Consider the following 14,917-nt stretch of genomic DNA (forward strand, 5'->3'; position numbering starts at 1 on the left):
TTTTGACTTCTCTTCCTTTGTAATCATTTTGACTTTTGCAGTAGTAAAAATCGGGCAAGGTTAATAGCAGGATACAGTTAATAGGAATTGAATATGCAAATACAGGAACCCCAGCTGCAAGGTCAAGACGTGGGGATGCAATGCGAAGACGATCGCACGGGGATTGGGGTTGAAACCCTGAAGCGAGCGTTTTTAGATAACTTATTTTACGTCCAAGGCAAGTTTCCTGCCCTTGCCACCAAACACGATTACTACATGGCACTTGCCTATACAGTACGCGATCGCCTCTTGCAACGCTGGGTCAATACAGCCGCAATTTACACCCAGGAAGGATCGCGTACTGTTGCCTATCTCTCGGCTGAGTTTTTGATGGGTCCGCATTTGGGTAATAACCTGATTAATTTGGGCATTTACAACCAAGTGCAGCAAGCCATGACCGAGTTGAAACTCGACCTGAAAGAATTGCTAGCAAAAGAAGAGGAACCAGGCTTGGGAAATGGGGGTTTGGGTCGCTTAGCTGCTTGTTACCTCGATTCCCTAGCCAGCTTGGAAATTCCTACTCTTGGCTATGGTATCCGCTACGAATTTGGCATTTTCGACCAAATTATCCGTAACGGCTGGCAGGTTGAGAAAACAGATAAATGGCTGCGCTATGGCAATCCTTGGGAAATTGCTCGTCCAGAATGGGCGGTTTCGGTGAAATTTGGCGGTCGTACCGAAGCACATAAAAATGCCCAAGGACGCTATCAGGTACGCTGGGTTCCTCACAAAGTTGTACTTGGCATTCCCTACGATACGCCGATTTTAGGTTACAAGGTCAACACGGCTAATACCTTGCGATTGTGGAAAGCCGAAGCACCAGAATCTTTTGATTTTGAAGCCTTTAATCGCGGCAATTACTACGGTGCGGTGGATCAGAAAGTTACCTCGGAAAACTTAACCAAGGTACTTTATCCTAATGATGAAACTTACGAAGGCAAACAACTACGTCTAGAACAGCAGTATTTCTTCGTTTCCTGCGCCTTGCAAGATATGCTGCGCATCATGTTACGGCAGAAATTGCCCTTAGAACAGTTCCACGAAAAATTCGCCGTTCAGCTAAATGATACCCATCCCGCGATCGCAGTTGCCGAATTGATGCGATTGTTGTTGGACGAACACGAAATGGACTGGGAACCCGCTTGGGAAATTACCCAGAAAACTTTTGGTTACACCAACCATACTCTACTACCAGAAGCTTTAGAAAAGTGGTCGCTGAAGTTATTTAGTAGCCTTCTCCCCCGTCATTTAGAAATCATTTACGAAATTAATTGGCGCTTTTTAGAACAGGTACGGCATAAATTTGGTACGGATGAAGGACGGATTGGACGGCTATCTTTAATTGACGAAAACGATGGTAAATTCGTCCGTATGGCACACCTCGCCTGCGTTGGCAGCCACAGAATTAATGGAGTAGCAGAACTCCACAGCGAATTGTTGAAAAAAACCACGCTGTTAGACTTTTACGAGTTTTTCCCCGAAAAATTCACCAACGTTACAAATGGCGTTACCCCTCGTCGCTGGATTGTCTTGAGTAATCCTAAATTGGCAAATCTGATTACCAGTTGTATTGGCGACAGTTGGATCAAGCATTTAGAAGACGTACAGCAAATAGAAACCTTCGCTCAAGATCCAGGGTTTCAAAAAGAATGGCAGCAGATCAAGCGCGAAAACAAAGTTAACGTTGCTTCCATTCTTCTCGATCGCACGGGTGTTAAAGTCGATCCCGACTCGCTATTTGACATTCAAGTCAAGCGCATTCACCAATATAAGCGCCAACATTTGAACATCTTGCACGCAATTACGCTTTACAACCAAATCAAGCAAAATCCCAATCTAGATATTACCCCCCGTACCTTAATCTTTGCTGGCAAAGCCGCCCCCGGTTATTACATCGCCAAGTTGATAATTAAACTGATCGACTCCGTGGCTGATGTAGTCAACAAAGACCCCGATATCGGCGATCGCCTTAAAGTTGTCTTTTTACCAGATTACAACGTCAAAAATAGCCAACCCATCTATCCCGCCGCCGACCTTTCCGAACAAATCTCTACCGCAGGCAAAGAAGCATCCGGCACTGGTAACATGAAATTTGCCATGAATGGGGCATTGACAATAGGCACTCTCGACGGGGCAAACATCGAGATCCGCAATGCTGTGGGAGCAGAAAATTTCTTTCTCTTTGGCTTGACAACAGAGGACGTTGGTGCTTTAAGATTAACCGGATATCGCCCTTGGGAATATTACGAAGCAAATCCCCAACTGAAACAAGCAATCGACCAAATCGCTTCTGGATACTTTTCTCATGGCGATCGCCGCTTATTCAAACCACTGGTAGACTTGTTACTTGACAAAGACCCCTTCATGCTAATGGCAGATTATCAACCATACATCGATTGCCAACAGCAAGTATCTCAGACATACCGCGATCGCGATCGGTGGTTGCAAATGTCAATTTTAAATACAGCCCGCATGGGTAAATTTTCCTCAGACCGTGCCATCCGCGAATACTGCCAGCAGATCTGGAAAGTGAAACCCGTTCCGGTACAATTGGCAGCAGCAAAAACTGGCGATGGTTGGTTTGAGACAGATGACAGATGACAGTTGACAGTCAGCCGTCAGCCGTCAGCCGTCAGCCGTCAACTATTTCCTACATGACGAATGACAAACTTATGTTAAAAATCGGCATTAATGGTTTTGGTCGAATTGGACGATTAGTAGCGCGGGTAGCAGCGCACAACCCACAAGTGGAGATTGTCGGGATTAACGATCTCGTTCCCCCCGATAATCTTGCCTATTTGTTTAAATACGACTCCACCCACGGCACTTATAGCGGTCGGGTGGATGCGAAAGAAGATGGAATCGTCATCGACGGCAAGTTCGTCCCTTGTACGGCGATCAAAAATCCGGCTGAGTTACCTTGGGGCAGTTTGGGTGCAGATTATGTGGTAGAGTCCACAGGCTTGTTTACCACCTATGACGGGGCATCAAATCACCTCAAGGCAGGGGCAAAACGGGTAGTCATTTCTGCTCCTACTAAAGACCCAGATAAGGTTCCAACGCTGTTGGTGGGTGTGAACCACGAAAAATTCGATCCCCAAAAAGATGCGATCGTCTCTAATGCTAGCTGTACCACTAACTGTCTGGCTCCGATTGCCAAAGTCATCGACGATAAATTCGGATTGACAGAAGGCTTAATGACCACCGTACACGCTATGACCGCTACCCAACCTACTGTAGATGGTCCGAGTAAAAAAGACTGGCGCGGCGGACGCGGGGCAGCCCAAAATATCATTCCTTCCTCCACTGGGGCGGCGAAAGCTGTAGCGTTGGTTTTGCCTCAACTCAAGGGTAAGCTAACAGGAATGGCATTTCGCGTACCAACTCCTGATGTTTCCGTCGTCGATTTGACCTTTAAGACAGAAAAAGCCACCAGCTACAAAGAGATCTGTGCGGCAATGAAAGAAGCCTCCGAAAATGGCTTAGCAGGCATTCTCGGCTACACCGAAGATGAAGTCGTCTCAATGGATTTTCGCAGCGATCGCCGTTCTAGTATCTTTGATGCTGGTGCGGGTATCGAGTTGAATTCTAACTTTTTCAAAGTCGTTTCCTGGTATGACAACGAGTGGGGTTACTCCTGTCGCGTTCTCGATCTGATGCTTTACATGGCACACAAAGAAGGCGTATTAACAGGCGATCGCCCTTTGGTTGCTGCTTCTTAGCGGTAGTTGGTAGTTGGTAGTTGTAATTACCTATTACCAATTACCCATTACCAATTACCCATTACCAATCAAAACATGAGTCTCAAACTCTACCTACTGCGCCACGGTGAAACAGAATACAGTCGCACGGGAGGTTTTTGTGGCGAGCTTGACCCAGAACTGACTCCAGAAGGGATGTTGATGGCAAAGGCGTTTGCCCAAACTTATCGTTCACTACCTTGGACGGCGGTTTATGTCAGTCCGATGAAACGCACGATCGCGACTGCAAAACCTCTATGTGATGCGATCGCGATGGATATGCAATTGCGTGACGGACTGAAGGAAATTCGCTATGGCAAATGGGAAGGGCAAACGCTGGAATTTGTCAAGCAACATTATGAAGAAGATTACGTCCGGTGGTTGACGGAACCAGCTTGGAATCCGCCGACTGAAGGTGAAACTGGTGTCCAAATTGCCAGCCGCGCCATGCCTGTCATTTCTGAAATTGAAGCTAAATGTCCTACGGGCAATGTTTTAGTTGTTTCTCACAAAGCCACAATTAGGATTATTCTTTGTAGCTTATTAGGAATCGATGTCGGACGTTATCGCGATCGCATTACTGCTTTAGCTGCTTCTGTTAGCATTATCAAATTTGACGTACATGGTCCTTTACTGGAGGTGTTGGGCGATCGCTATCATCTAGATGCAGAATTACGTAATTTACCAGGAACGTAATAATCGACAAATATATCTATAAATATCTCATTTTCGCTCTGGATATTTTACCTAAACTGAGATCTGAAACATTCGCGATCGCTCTTTCTCTGCAATTTTTGTATTCAAGTCAATATAAACGTTCCATAACTTTTTTATCTGCTCCCTGCTCCCTACTTCCTACTCCCTGCTCCCTACTTTAAAACTTCAAAATTCACCCAAAATCAAACCCAAATAGAGCTTATGCAAACTATTTATCTCGATGGGACTTACCTTGAACATAATCCATCGTATGGTGTTGAAGACTCTCCTTGGAAAGCCCAGCAAATTCTGAGTATAATTCGGAAAAATAAGTTAAATCCTGGTTCTATTTGTGAAATTGGCTGCGGTGCTGGAGAGATTTTGAGACAACTACAGTTATCCTTACCAGAGCATGTCAGATTTCAAGGATATGATATCTCACCTCAAGCAATCCAACTTTCTCAACAGCGTCAAAATCAAAATTTATCTTTTGCCTGTGAGGATATAACTAAAACAGAAATCGATCCTTTCGATATTTTGCTTTGTATTGACGTGTTCGAGCATGTAGAAGACTATTTAAATTTTTTGAGACAGTTAAGACCTAAATCTAAATATAAAATTTTTCATATTCCTCTCGACATGTCAGCTCAATTTGTACTGCGAGCTGAACCGATCCTATGGATGCGAGAAAACGTCGGTCATATACACTATTTTATGAAAGATACAGCTCTTTGGGCTTTGAAAGATGCTGGCTACAAGATTTTAGATTATTGCTACACTGCCGAGCATGTCGATCGCCCGAAATCCTTTAAAGCTCGATCGCTAAGTCTACCGCGGAAAATTTTATATGCGATCGCCCCAGACGTTACAGTGCGGCTACTAGGAGGATACTCGCTGTTAGTTCTAGCAGAATCTTAGAGCTGTATATATCTTTAGATACTCAACAAATTGCTGTCGAAAATTTAGAATCTGAGTGGAATTTAAGTCGGAAAACTGATAACTGATAACTGTTAACTGATAACTGACTTATGAAAATCCTCGTACTCAACGCTGGATCGAGCAGCCAAAAAAGTTGTCTCTACGAAATTGGGGGAGATGGGATTCTAGAGCAGCCAGTTGAGCCACTGTGGGAAGCAACCATAGACTGGACGGGAAAATCGGAAGTCGGCTTACTAAAAGTCAAAACCGCTCGTGGAGCATCGATAAAAACAGAAATTCCTATCAAAGAACGGCAGCACGCGATCGCCCAAATGCTCGATACTTTAATGCAAGGCAAGACACAGATCGTTTCCGATTTAGCTGAAATTCAACTTGTCGGACACCGTGTCGTTCACGGCGGACAGCATTACTCTCAGCCGACTCGCATCACTCCCGAAGTGAAAGCAGCGATAAAAGAACTAGCAAACCTTGCACCCGCACACAATCCCGTCAATTTAGAGGGAATTGAGGCGATCGAGCAGACTTTACCACAAGTATCGCAAGTCGCAGTATTCGACACTGCTTTTCACAGTTCCATTCCCCCAGGTGCAGCCGTTTACCCCATCCCTTACGAGTTGTGCGAACAAGGAATTCGTCGTTACGGTTTTCACGGAATCAGTCATGAATACGTGTCCCGTCGCGCTGCTTATTTGTTAAGCAAAGATCTCAGTTCCCTCAAACTGATTACCTGTCACTTAGGGAATGGTTGCTCTTTAGCCGCAATCCGCGATGGGATCTGCATCAACACGACGATGGGATTTACACCTCTAGAAGGATTGATGATGGGGACGCGATCGGGTTCTATCGATCCCAGCATTCTCCTTTATCTATTGCGACAGGGGTACGATACCGAGAAGTTAGACGAGATGCTCAATAAACGATCGGGACTGAAAGGCGTTTCTGGTATTAGTGGGGATATGCGCCAAATCAGCCAAGCGATCGCCGAGGGAAACGATCGCGCTAAATTAGCATTTGACATTTACATTCATCGCTTGCGATCGCACATTGGTTCGATGCTAGCTTCCTTATCAGGATTAAATGCGCTTGTCTTCACTGCTGGCGTAGGAGAAAATCACGCTCAAACCAGACAAGCTACCTGTGAAGCGTTTGAATTTCTGGGATTGAAACTCGATCCCAGCAAAAATCAAGCCTCTCCCAAAGATGCAGACATCGCCACCTCTGATTCACAGATCCGCGTTTTAGTCGTTCAAACCCAAGAAGATTGGGCGATCGCTCAATCTTGCTGGCGCTTAAACAGTGACCAGTTTAACAGTGACCAGTGACCGTAATAAAGAAATCTTGGTAACTGATAACTGACAACTGACAACTGACTCACTGCATCTTCTCGATATAATCCAACACCATCTCATAATTAGCCATTCTGCCTTGGGTGAGGAAGAGATTTGCGGCAGCACGAAAATCTGACAACGCACCCATGCGATCGCCTAAATTTAACCTCATAAAGCCACGATTGCCATAAGCTCTACCATTCTCAGGATTCATCACTACTGCTTCGTCGTAGCTTTGAATGGCTCCTACATAATCCCCACCATCAGCCCTAGCTGCTGCTTGCTTCATGAAGTCTTCAGCAGTCATCGCTTCTTCAACAACTTTCATGTTTATTCCTCGCAGGTTTGCAGCTAAAAAATTTCTTTGCTATGTTGAAGAATCTACAACAAAGTGACGCAAAAAATTAAGTAGCTAGAAACAAAAATCTATCATTCTAGCTCAAAGAAAGTTTGTTCTTCTCGATACAATTTCTTCAAGTTTGAGCGCAAAGTAACCTAGTCTCGGCGATCGCCAAGTTTTATCAAAGGAAATCGCTTCATTTTTTTGCAATCAAAAGCTACACAAAACGATTTTAATTAATTATTTTTAATAAAACTTAAATAAAAAGTAGGGTGAGCATTGCCCACCCTACTAGGAAAATTTGCTAAGTCAAATTAGCTAACTTCAGCTTTTTGGCGAAAGCACCAAACTAACAACGTACCGCCAACCGAAAGTTTTACAACTTCTAGCAGCCAGTAACCCGCGTGCAGTTGATTCATCACAGAAGGAATTTCTTGAACGGACTCAAATACATTCAGCGGCATCCCCACAGCACACATATTAGGAGTGAGAAAATAGGTATTAATCAGGGCGATCGCTAGCAACAGCGAAGATAAAATTGCGGCTTTCCAAGCCAAATTAGCATGATATAATTGCGATTTGCCGAGTGCTAAAACCCCTGTCAATACCAAAGCAGCAGAAAGTAATTCAATTCGATTGAAATTCCAGAACATGAAATAGCCTGCTGATGTAAATCCAGGTTGAGTCATCATCCCAGACACATACAAACTAGGCATAATTACCCAGTCTAAAAGCAAGCTACCACCAAGCCAAAGCCCTAAAGTCAAGATGACAACAGTATGCCAAATGGGTCGCTTCAATTGAGTGGTTGATGCAACAGTCATATCAAATCCCCTAATTGAATTAGTTATCGGTTGTCAGTTATCAGTTATCAGTGACTGGCGATCGGCTACCAATTACCTAATGACCAATTACCGATCGCCGATTACTTTTAGCTTAGCTAATTAGTAGTGAACTAAATGTGAATTATGTTTGAACTCTAAGTTGAGAATTAATAAGAAGAAACTTTTTTTCAGCTTTAAAATAAGAAATATTACAATGAAATTGGTGGTTGGTAGTTGGTAGTTGTGCCCCTGCTTCCCTGCTCTTTTCCCCCGACTCCCGATTTCCGACTCCCGACTCCCTGATTTACAGATAGATAGTATGGTAAGACAAACGATCGGATGGTTGGGAACCGCGATCGCGGTAGGCTTGGGTTTAGGTGGAATAGTTCCCTCAACCGTACAAGCCGTGAAACTGGGAGACGGTTCAGTTGCTTTCGTACAACCGCCAGATCTACTGGAAGCAACAACCACTTTTGATAGCGTCAGCGTGTGGGGCGCAACTTACTACTTCACGATCGCCATTCCCAAAGCAGCCAGCGAACCCTTACAACGGGTGACGATTCATCAAAAGGAAGGCGCAGACAATATTCGCTATAGGCTCGATGATACCCGCGCTTTTGAAGGAACCCGCCGCGATCGCGGTGACAAAATTCAATTAGGCGAAGTCACCCACGATCGAGAAACGCGAACGGTAACAGTCAATTTCGATCCCCCAATTCCCCCTGGTAGAGCAATTACTATTGGTCTCAGACCGAGAGCGAATCCCACAACTTCAGGAGTTTACCTATTTGGTGTCACAGCTTTTCCACCAGGGGAAAAAGTCCGCAGTCAATTCATGGGCTTCGGTCGGTTACATTTTTACAACAACGGTGGTAGTAGAGACATTTTTTGAATCAGAAGAGAGTGACTAGTGGCTAGTGACTAGTGACTAGAATTGCTCCCTCAGCTCCCTGCTCCCTCTAATGCCGATGATGGTAGCGGCTGAAGTTGGGACCGTAGGTTGCTAGTAAGTTTTGTGGAGATAGGGCAATTTCGGGCGTACCCGTGCAAATTAGGCTTTGGTTGAGACAGAGAACGCGATCGCAGTGACGGTTGACCATATCTAAATCGTGAGAGATCTGCAATACCGTCCAATTCTCCTGTTGTTTGAGTTCGTTTAATAAGTTGTAAAAGTCGGCTGCACCTTGCGCGTCTACACCAGCAAAAGCTTCATCCAAGATTAATAGCTGCCGTGGCATGACCAAACAATACGCTAGCAGCACCCGTTTCAATTCACCTCCACTGAGGCTACCAATTGGCTGTCGGCGCAGATGATACCCATCAACTCGTTTTAATGCTCGATCGATCGCTGCCTTTTTGCCCTCCGGTCGAGAATGCATTGAGTTTACTGTAGGGGCGCACAGTTGTGCGCCCCTAACCTGTTGCCCCTCTACGTATCCCAACCCAACTAATTCGCTGACAGAGATCGGAAAACTGCGATCGAAGACAAAATTTTGCGGCATGTAGCCGATCTGATGGCACAATCTCCCTAAGCGTTCTAAGGGGCGACCGAACATTTCTATTGTCCCCGCCGCACGGGGAATTATCCCCAATAATGCTTGTACGAGGGTACTTTTCCCCGCGCCGTTGGGACCGACAATTGCCGTATCCGTCCCTGCAATTAGCTCAAAGGAAACGTCTCGGATGGCGAGATAGTTACCTTGGTAAACGGCTAAGTCTTCTACTTTCAGAATCGGGTATTTGTTACTAGTTACTGCTGAATGATTCACAATTAATTACTGACAACCCGCTTCCAACGATTTAAGATTGGCTTTCATTGCCGTGAAATAATATTGGGGATTCGTCTGTCCTGTCTCTAAAGGATCTAGAGGTCTGAAAGTCAGGTTTAAATCTTGAGAAAGATTTTTTAGCAACCTATTATCTGTGCCTGGTTCGCCAAACACCGCTTTGACATTGTATTTTTTCACTGCTGCGATCGCCCTTTGAATATCCTGGGGCGACAATTGGTCTTCGGGAATCTCTACTACTGCTACTTGTTTGAGTTTGTAGCGTTGTGCCAAATAAGGATAGGCATCGTGGAAGGTAACAAACGTACAGTTAGGATATTTTTGTAACCTTTGCCTAAACTCGCGATCGAGTGCCTGCAACTGTTGGATGTAGTTGGCAGCATTAGCAGTGTAAGTCGCTTTACTTTGCGGATCGGCAGCAATTAAGCCATCCCGAATGTTATTGACTTGTTGTTGCGCCAAGACAGGATCGAGCCAGACGTGAGGATTACCCTCAGCGTGTTCGTGTTCGTGTCCGTGTTCTGCTTCTGAAGTCGTTTCTTCCACTGGGGAAATTTCTGTTACAGGTTTTATTCCCTGACTTGCCTCGACTTGTTTCAACTTGGAGTTACCAGCATTTTTTATCGTATCTTCCAGAAATTCTTCCAAGCCCAAACCGTTTTTGACTAAAACATCAGCCGTGGCGATCGCCTGTACGTTAGCTGGTGTTGCTTGGTATTCGTGTACTTCCGTACCAGGCGGAACTAAAATTTCTACTTGCGCCTCCTCTCCCGCTACTGCTTTGGTAAACCAGTACATCGGTAAAAATGTCGTCACTACCTTTGACCGATCCGACGGCGAAGCCACTGTCTCCACTTGAGGTGCAGGTGGCGGCGAACTCGCTTGGTTATTGCAGCCTGTAACAATTGATGACAGTAGGAGTGACATCAAGGGTAGGCTGAGTTGCCATCCAGCCCAATATCTCAAGTAGCAGCGGCTCACAATTGTTCTCCTGGGATTGGCTAAAGGGTTGCGTTTGATAGCGTTTTTCAATTGGGTAAAATACACGTCCGTAGGGGGCGCACAGCCGTGCGCCCCCTACCCGTGTCACGCACACAATCGAAAATTGCTATGAACCAGAAGTCTATTTTACAACTACAATGAGAATCAATATCATCTTCTTCTGTCTCGATCTCAATAGCGAGTCGCGATTTGGTGTATATTGCGATTCAGTAGCAATTACGAACAGCGATCGCAACCCCCTTAAGATAGAAAATTTAAATAAAAAATTGGTGCAAAAATCTAACCAAAGTCGCTAGTTTTCTGTCAAACTATTGAGAAAAAGTTGCACGCTCTTGCTGTCAGCTCTGTCAGCTGTTGTCATGACTTCACAGTTACTATGACATGTTTGCTACGACACAGTTGTCATGACTTCGCAGCAGCGAGAAAGCAACATCTTGGTGTGAGGAAAGTAAATGATGAATAAAAGCTTGTGGCGATCGCTTTTGGCTAGTCCGGTAGTTTTTGCAACAATATTAGCTTGTAGCCCGTTGTTCCCTGCCGCAGCGAATCCAAAGACTAGCAATACTATGGCGCAGGTGACTTCAGTTTCCCAACTATCAGACGTGCAGCCGACTGACTGGGCTTTTCAGGCACTGCAATCTTTGGTCGAGCGTTACGGTTGTATCGCAGGTTATCCTGATGGCACGTATCGCGGCAACCGAGCCTTAACGAGATACGAGTTCGCGGCGGGATTAAATGCTTGTTTGGATCGGGTGAATGAGTTGATTGCTACGGCAACAACAGACTTAGTGACCAAAGAAGACTTAGCTACCCTACAAAAGTTGCAAGAAGAGTTTGGCACAGAACTTGCTACCTTACGCGGTCGAGTCGATAGCTTGGAAGCAGCGACAGCCGAATTAGAAGCAAATCAGTTCTCTACCACCACAAAATTGAGTGGAGCCGTAATTGCCGCTGTGTCGGATGTTTTTAGCGGCGATACTGCTGATGGTGGCGAGGTTGAAGACAATACTATCTTTACAAACAGAGCCAGAATAGAATTCAACACTAGCTTTACCGGACAAGACTCGCTGTATACTCTGATGTCTGCTGGGAACTTGCGGGGATATGCGGGGATTACAGGTACGAATGAGGGCGAACTTTCTTTCGTCCGCGCCCAAGGTGACGACCAACCCGACAATGACTTCGCCCTAGAAACTCTAGAATATACTTTTCCTCTAGGCGATCGCACGGAAGTTTTACTAGGTATATATGGCGCTGCATTTTACGACTTTGCTGACACTGTGACCGTGTTTGATGGTGATGGCGATTCAGGATCGCTCTCAGCATATGGTACGCGCAACCCTCTCTACAACCAAGTTTTCGGTTCTGGTTTAGGTATTAAGCACGAATTTGGCGACAGTTTTGAAGTCAGCTTAGGCTACTTAGCAGAAGATGGTAGTGCGAACAATCCTAGTGATGGCAGTGGATTATTTAACGGTCCTTACGGTGCGTTCGGTCAACTCTTATTCAAAGGAGGCGATCGCTTCAAACTCGGTTTAACCTACGTCCATGCCTACAATGCTTCTGATACCTTTACAGGTAGCGCTGGCGCTAACCCCAGAAGCTTCATCGCCGACGAACTGGGTATCGACGCACCAACTTCTACCGATACCTATGGCGTACAGCTTTCTTGGCAAGTCACCGATGGGATTGTCATTGGTGGTTGGGCTGGTTACAATAACACTCGCCTGCTTTCCTCGGTAGGCGGACAATTAGACCGAGGCACTTTAGATATTTGGAACTATGCCGTTACCCTTGGTTTCCCAGATTTAGGGAAAGAAGGCAGTTTACTAGGTTTTATGTTTGGCATGGAACCAAAAGTCACCGAGTCTACTATCGACCAAATCGCTGAAGATGACGATAATTCCTTCCATATTGAAGGATTCTATCAATATCAACTTACTGATAATATTGCTGTCACTCCGGGCGTAATTTGGATCACCTCACCTGGGTTTAACAACGATAACGACGATGCTATCATCGGCGCACTTCGGACGACGTTTAGTTTCTAAATCGTTGACAGTTGACAGTTGACGGCTGACGGTTAACTGTCAACTGTTAACCGTCAACTATCTATCCAACGTGCAGCATCTTTCGCGTGATATGTCAAGATTAAGTCTGACCCAGCCCGTTTAAAACTCGTTAGAGTTTCCATCACGACTCGCTGTTCGTCAATCCAGCCATTGAGGGCGGCGGCTTTCACCATCGAATACTCGCCGGAGACGTTGTAGGCGGCTACAGGTAAATTGGTAGCTTCCTTCACTCGCCAGATAATGTCCATATATGCCAAAGCAGGCTTCACCATTAGCATATCTGCGCCTTCAGCAATATCGAGTTCGACTTCTTTAATCGCTTCGCGGGCGTTCCCCGGGTCCATTTGATACGTGCGGCGATCGCCAAATTGAGGTGTAGAATCGGCAGCATCGCGGAAGGGACCGTAATAAGCTGAGGCATATTTTGCCGCATAGGATAAAATTGGCGTGTCTTGGAATCCGGCTGCATCCAAGGCTTCGCGGATCGCTTGCACGAATCCGTCCATCATTCCTGAAGGTGCAATGATATCAGCCCCAGCTTTCGCTTGAGACACTGCTGTTTTCTGGAGTAATTCTAAGGTCGGATCGTTCAAAACCCGTCCTGTCAGATCGCCTGTTTCTAAATAGCCGCAGTGACCGTGACTGGTATACTCGCACAAGCAGGTGTCGGCAATCACAATTAAATCTGGTACTGCTTCTTTGACAGCAGTTGCAGCTTTCTGGACGATCCCGCAATCGTGCCAAGCTCCAGTGGCATCGGTATCTTTATCTTCAGGAATGCCAAATAAAATAATCGACGGGATACCTAGATCGTAAACTTCTTTGGCTTCTTCCACAATTTTGTCTACCGATAACTGATAGACTCCAGGCATCGACTTGACTTCTTTGGCAAATGCTTCACCAGGGACGGCAAAAAGAGGATAAATTAAATCGTTTTTAGATAAAACCGTTTCCCGCACCATCCGGCGCAGTTGGGGATGAGTTCTTAAGCGGCGAGGGCGATGAATTGGAAACATGACGTTATGATATGACGGCTGAAAAAGATGTAGCGCTTAGATCTTGAAGTATATTACGCCGCGATCGCCCTACTGACAGAACGGGCAACTGTTGTTAAAAATATTAAGGATATTAAACGAACTCTATGCGATCGCAGCTTGTTTCAATCTATTAGAAGCGATCGCCGCCGTCATCTTTTGTACCACATCTCGACAGCGCCAATAACTAGCATGAGCATCGCCACCATTAATTAACAAAGATACAGGAGTTTGGCGAAAAGGCAGCATCAGCAGATCGGTCAGATCGTTATCTTTGGTGACAACATCTTCAATTTCAACTAAACCACTACCTACCACCTCTTGCATTACCTCTTTCAACGTCCAAGCAAACGGATCGCTAGGGTGAATGAAATTGTACCAAGGTAAAGGCTGTTGTCCGCGCTCTCTATACAAGGTTTGCAGTAACTCTTGTAAATTCTTGGCAATATCGTAAGAACCGATTCCTGTAGTATCAGGTACGAGATCGATCAGATTGAATAAAGCAATGGGAGAACCCAGGGTGTGAATGCTAGCCAGGCGGATACCCCGTTCGCGTTCTGGTTCTACACCAAAAATCCGTTGGCGGATCGTGCGGACGCGATCGCAACCAGGTATGGTAGGAAGATCCCAACGTCCTGCAAACAGAATGTCGAATAAAATCACCGTACCCCAACTGTGAGCGACTAGGTGCAGGCGATCGTCTGGCTGGGGTTGTGAGGGTAAATTCGCTTCTATTTGCCGTGCCAATTCCTCAACAACTTTAGCACCAACATGACGGTTGATATATAGTGTTGCATCCCCAATAAACTGCATCAGTTGCTTGGAGCGAAAATTGCGAAACCACAGGCGATCCCACTGGCTAGAGGCGCGAAACTTATCCAGACGTTTTTGTTGCTCGTCAAATAAAGTATCGCCCCAGTAAAGGGGGATATATTTAGGATTAAGCGTTGGTGTATGAGATGCGATCGCGCGATCGAGCAACTTAATCAGATCGTTGGCATAGCTTGGCTGCGCCTGCTGTTCGCGAGTATTAACACCATGAATGAACAGAATATAGTCAGTAGCCATTGACGCACCTGTAATTTCAAGCTCTCTGACTATTGCTTCAGGCGCTAT

14 protein-coding genes are annotated in these 14,917 nt (G+C 45.6%); 8 read left to right on the plus strand and 6 right to left on the minus strand.

Going from position 1 to position 14,917, the window contains the following annotated elements:
- The first annotated feature begins 93 nt into the window (after positions 1 to 93).
- From QH73_RS02085 to QH73_RS02105, 5 genes are all read left to right on the plus strand, one after another.
- Complete coding sequence (locus QH73_RS02085) at positions 94 to 2,640, plus strand: glycogen/starch/alpha-glucan phosphorylase (RefSeq protein ID WP_052289963.1); 2,547 nt, start codon at positions 94 to 96, stop codon at positions 2,638 to 2,640.
- A 71-nt stretch (positions 2,641 to 2,711) separates the two neighbouring features.
- Positions 2,712 to 3,761 carry a type I glyceraldehyde-3-phosphate dehydrogenase gene (gap, locus tag QH73_RS02090; protein WP_039717327.1) on the plus strand — a complete coding sequence of 350 codons (1,050 nt, stop codon included), beginning with the start codon at positions 2,712 to 2,714 and terminating at the stop codon, positions 3,759 to 3,761.
- A 75-nt stretch (positions 3,762 to 3,836) separates the two neighbouring features.
- Positions 3,837 to 4,475: a histidine phosphatase family protein gene (locus QH73_RS02095; RefSeq protein WP_039715038.1), complete on the plus strand. Its 639-nt coding sequence runs from the start codon at positions 3,837 to 3,839 to the stop codon at positions 4,473 to 4,475.
- Positions 4,476 to 4,697: 222 nt separating this feature from the next.
- Complete coding sequence (locus QH73_RS02100; RefSeq protein WP_039715039.1) at positions 4,698 to 5,393, plus strand: class I SAM-dependent methyltransferase; 696 nt, start codon at positions 4,698 to 4,700, stop codon at positions 5,391 to 5,393.
- A 110-nt stretch (positions 5,394 to 5,503) separates the two neighbouring features.
- The gene (locus QH73_RS02105; protein WP_039715040.1) at positions 5,504 to 6,736 is read left to right on the plus strand and encodes an acetate kinase; all 1,233 of its coding nucleotides are present in this window, start codon (positions 5,504 to 5,506) and stop codon (positions 6,734 to 6,736) included.
- Between the two features lie 49 nt (positions 6,737 to 6,785).
- On the opposite strand, the gene QH73_RS02110 is transcribed toward QH73_RS02105, so the two are convergent.
- Both QH73_RS02110 and QH73_RS02115 read right to left on the minus strand, forming a co-directional pair.
- Positions 6,786 to 7,070, minus strand: coding sequence for a tetratricopeptide repeat protein (locus QH73_RS02110; protein ID WP_052289964.1), 285 nt, complete (start codon positions 7,068 to 7,070; stop codon positions 6,786 to 6,788).
- 326 nt (positions 7,071 to 7,396) lie between these two features.
- Entirely contained in the window at positions 7,397 to 7,906 is a 510-nt protein-coding gene (locus tag QH73_RS02115) for a hypothetical protein (protein WP_039715041.1), read from the minus strand.
- Between QH73_RS02115 and QH73_RS02120 the strand changes: the two genes are divergently transcribed.
- Complete coding sequence (locus QH73_RS02120; RefSeq protein WP_165587602.1) at positions 7,887 to 8,030, plus strand: hypothetical protein; 144 nt, start codon at positions 7,887 to 7,889, stop codon at positions 8,028 to 8,030. The genes QH73_RS02115 and QH73_RS02120 overlap by 20 nt on opposite strands.
- 195 nt (positions 8,031 to 8,225) lie before the next feature.
- Positions 8,226 to 8,798: a DUF2808 domain-containing protein gene (locus QH73_RS02125; protein ID WP_039715042.1), complete on the plus strand. Its 573-nt coding sequence runs from the start codon at positions 8,226 to 8,228 to the stop codon at positions 8,796 to 8,798.
- A 67-nt stretch (positions 8,799 to 8,865) separates the two neighbouring features.
- Here QH73_RS02125 and QH73_RS02130 read toward each other — a convergent pair whose 3' ends face one another.
- On the minus strand, positions 8,866 to 9,675 hold the full coding sequence (locus QH73_RS02130) for a metal ABC transporter ATP-binding protein (RefSeq protein WP_039715043.1): 810 nt from the start codon (positions 9,673 to 9,675) through the stop codon (positions 8,866 to 8,868).
- A 6-nt stretch (positions 9,676 to 9,681) separates the two neighbouring features.
- Complete coding sequence (locus QH73_RS02135; RefSeq protein ID WP_052289965.1) at positions 9,682 to 10,620, minus strand: metal ABC transporter solute-binding protein, Zn/Mn family; 939 nt, start codon at positions 10,618 to 10,620, stop codon at positions 9,682 to 9,684.
- Positions 10,621 to 11,150: 530 nt separating this feature from the next.
- Here QH73_RS02135 and QH73_RS02140 point away from each other — a divergent pair.
- The gene (locus QH73_RS02140; RefSeq protein WP_039715044.1) at positions 11,151 to 12,746 is read left to right on the plus strand and encodes an iron uptake porin; all 1,596 of its coding nucleotides are present in this window, start codon (positions 11,151 to 11,153) and stop codon (positions 12,744 to 12,746) included.
- A 53-nt stretch (positions 12,747 to 12,799) separates the two neighbouring features.
- Here QH73_RS02140 and hemB read toward each other — a convergent pair whose 3' ends face one another.
- Together hemB and QH73_RS02150 are read right to left on the minus strand one after the other, a co-directional pair.
- Complete coding sequence (gene hemB, locus QH73_RS02145) at positions 12,800 to 13,783, minus strand: porphobilinogen synthase (RefSeq protein ID WP_039715045.1); 984 nt, start codon at positions 13,781 to 13,783, stop codon at positions 12,800 to 12,802.
- Positions 13,784 to 13,906: 123 nt separating this feature from the next.
- On the minus strand, positions 13,907 to 14,869 hold the full coding sequence (locus QH73_RS02150) for a hypothetical protein (RefSeq protein WP_039715046.1): 963 nt from the start codon (positions 14,867 to 14,869) through the stop codon (positions 13,907 to 13,909).
- Between the last annotated feature and the right edge of the window lie 48 nt (positions 14,870 to 14,917).

Source organism: Scytonema millei VB511283, assembly GCF_000817735.3.
Lineage (GTDB): Bacteria > Cyanobacteriota > Cyanobacteriia > Cyanobacteriales > Chroococcidiopsidaceae > Chroococcidiopsis > Chroococcidiopsis millei_B.

Coding starts and splice junctions, on each gene's coding strand:
- QH73_RS02095 (WP_039715038.1), top strand. CDS start 3,837: ATGAGTCTCAAACTCTACCTACTGCGCCACGGTGAAACAGAATACAGT.
- QH73_RS02085 (WP_052289963.1), top strand. CDS start 94: ATGCAAATACAGGAACCCCAGCTGCAAGGTCAAGACGTGGGGATGCAA.
- QH73_RS02105 (WP_039715040.1), top strand. CDS start 5,504: ATGAAAATCCTCGTACTCAACGCTGGATCGAGCAGCCAAAAAAGTTGT.
- gap (WP_039717327.1), top strand. CDS start 2,712: ATGTTAAAAATCGGCATTAATGGTTTTGGTCGAATTGGACGATTAGTA.
- QH73_RS02150 (WP_039715046.1), bottom strand. CDS start 14,869: ATGGCTACTGACTATATTCTGTTCATTCATGGTGTTAATACTCGCGAA.
- QH73_RS02110 (WP_052289964.1), bottom strand. CDS start 7,070: ATGAAAGTTGTTGAAGAAGCGATGACTGCTGAAGACTTCATGAAGCAA.
- hemB (WP_039715045.1), bottom strand. CDS start 13,783: ATGTTTCCAATTCATCGCCCTCGCCGCTTAAGAACTCATCCCCAACTG.
- QH73_RS02140 (WP_039715044.1), top strand. CDS start 11,151: ATGAATAAAAGCTTGTGGCGATCGCTTTTGGCTAGTCCGGTAGTTTTT.
- QH73_RS02115 (WP_039715041.1), bottom strand. CDS start 7,906: ATGACTGTTGCATCAACCACTCAATTGAAGCGACCCATTTGGCATACT.
- QH73_RS02125 (WP_039715042.1), top strand. CDS start 8,226: ATGGTAAGACAAACGATCGGATGGTTGGGAACCGCGATCGCGGTAGGC.
- QH73_RS02100 (WP_039715039.1), top strand. CDS start 4,698: ATGCAAACTATTTATCTCGATGGGACTTACCTTGAACATAATCCATCG.
- QH73_RS02135 (WP_052289965.1), bottom strand. CDS start 10,620: ATGTCACTCCTACTGTCATCAATTGTTACAGGCTGCAATAACCAAGCG.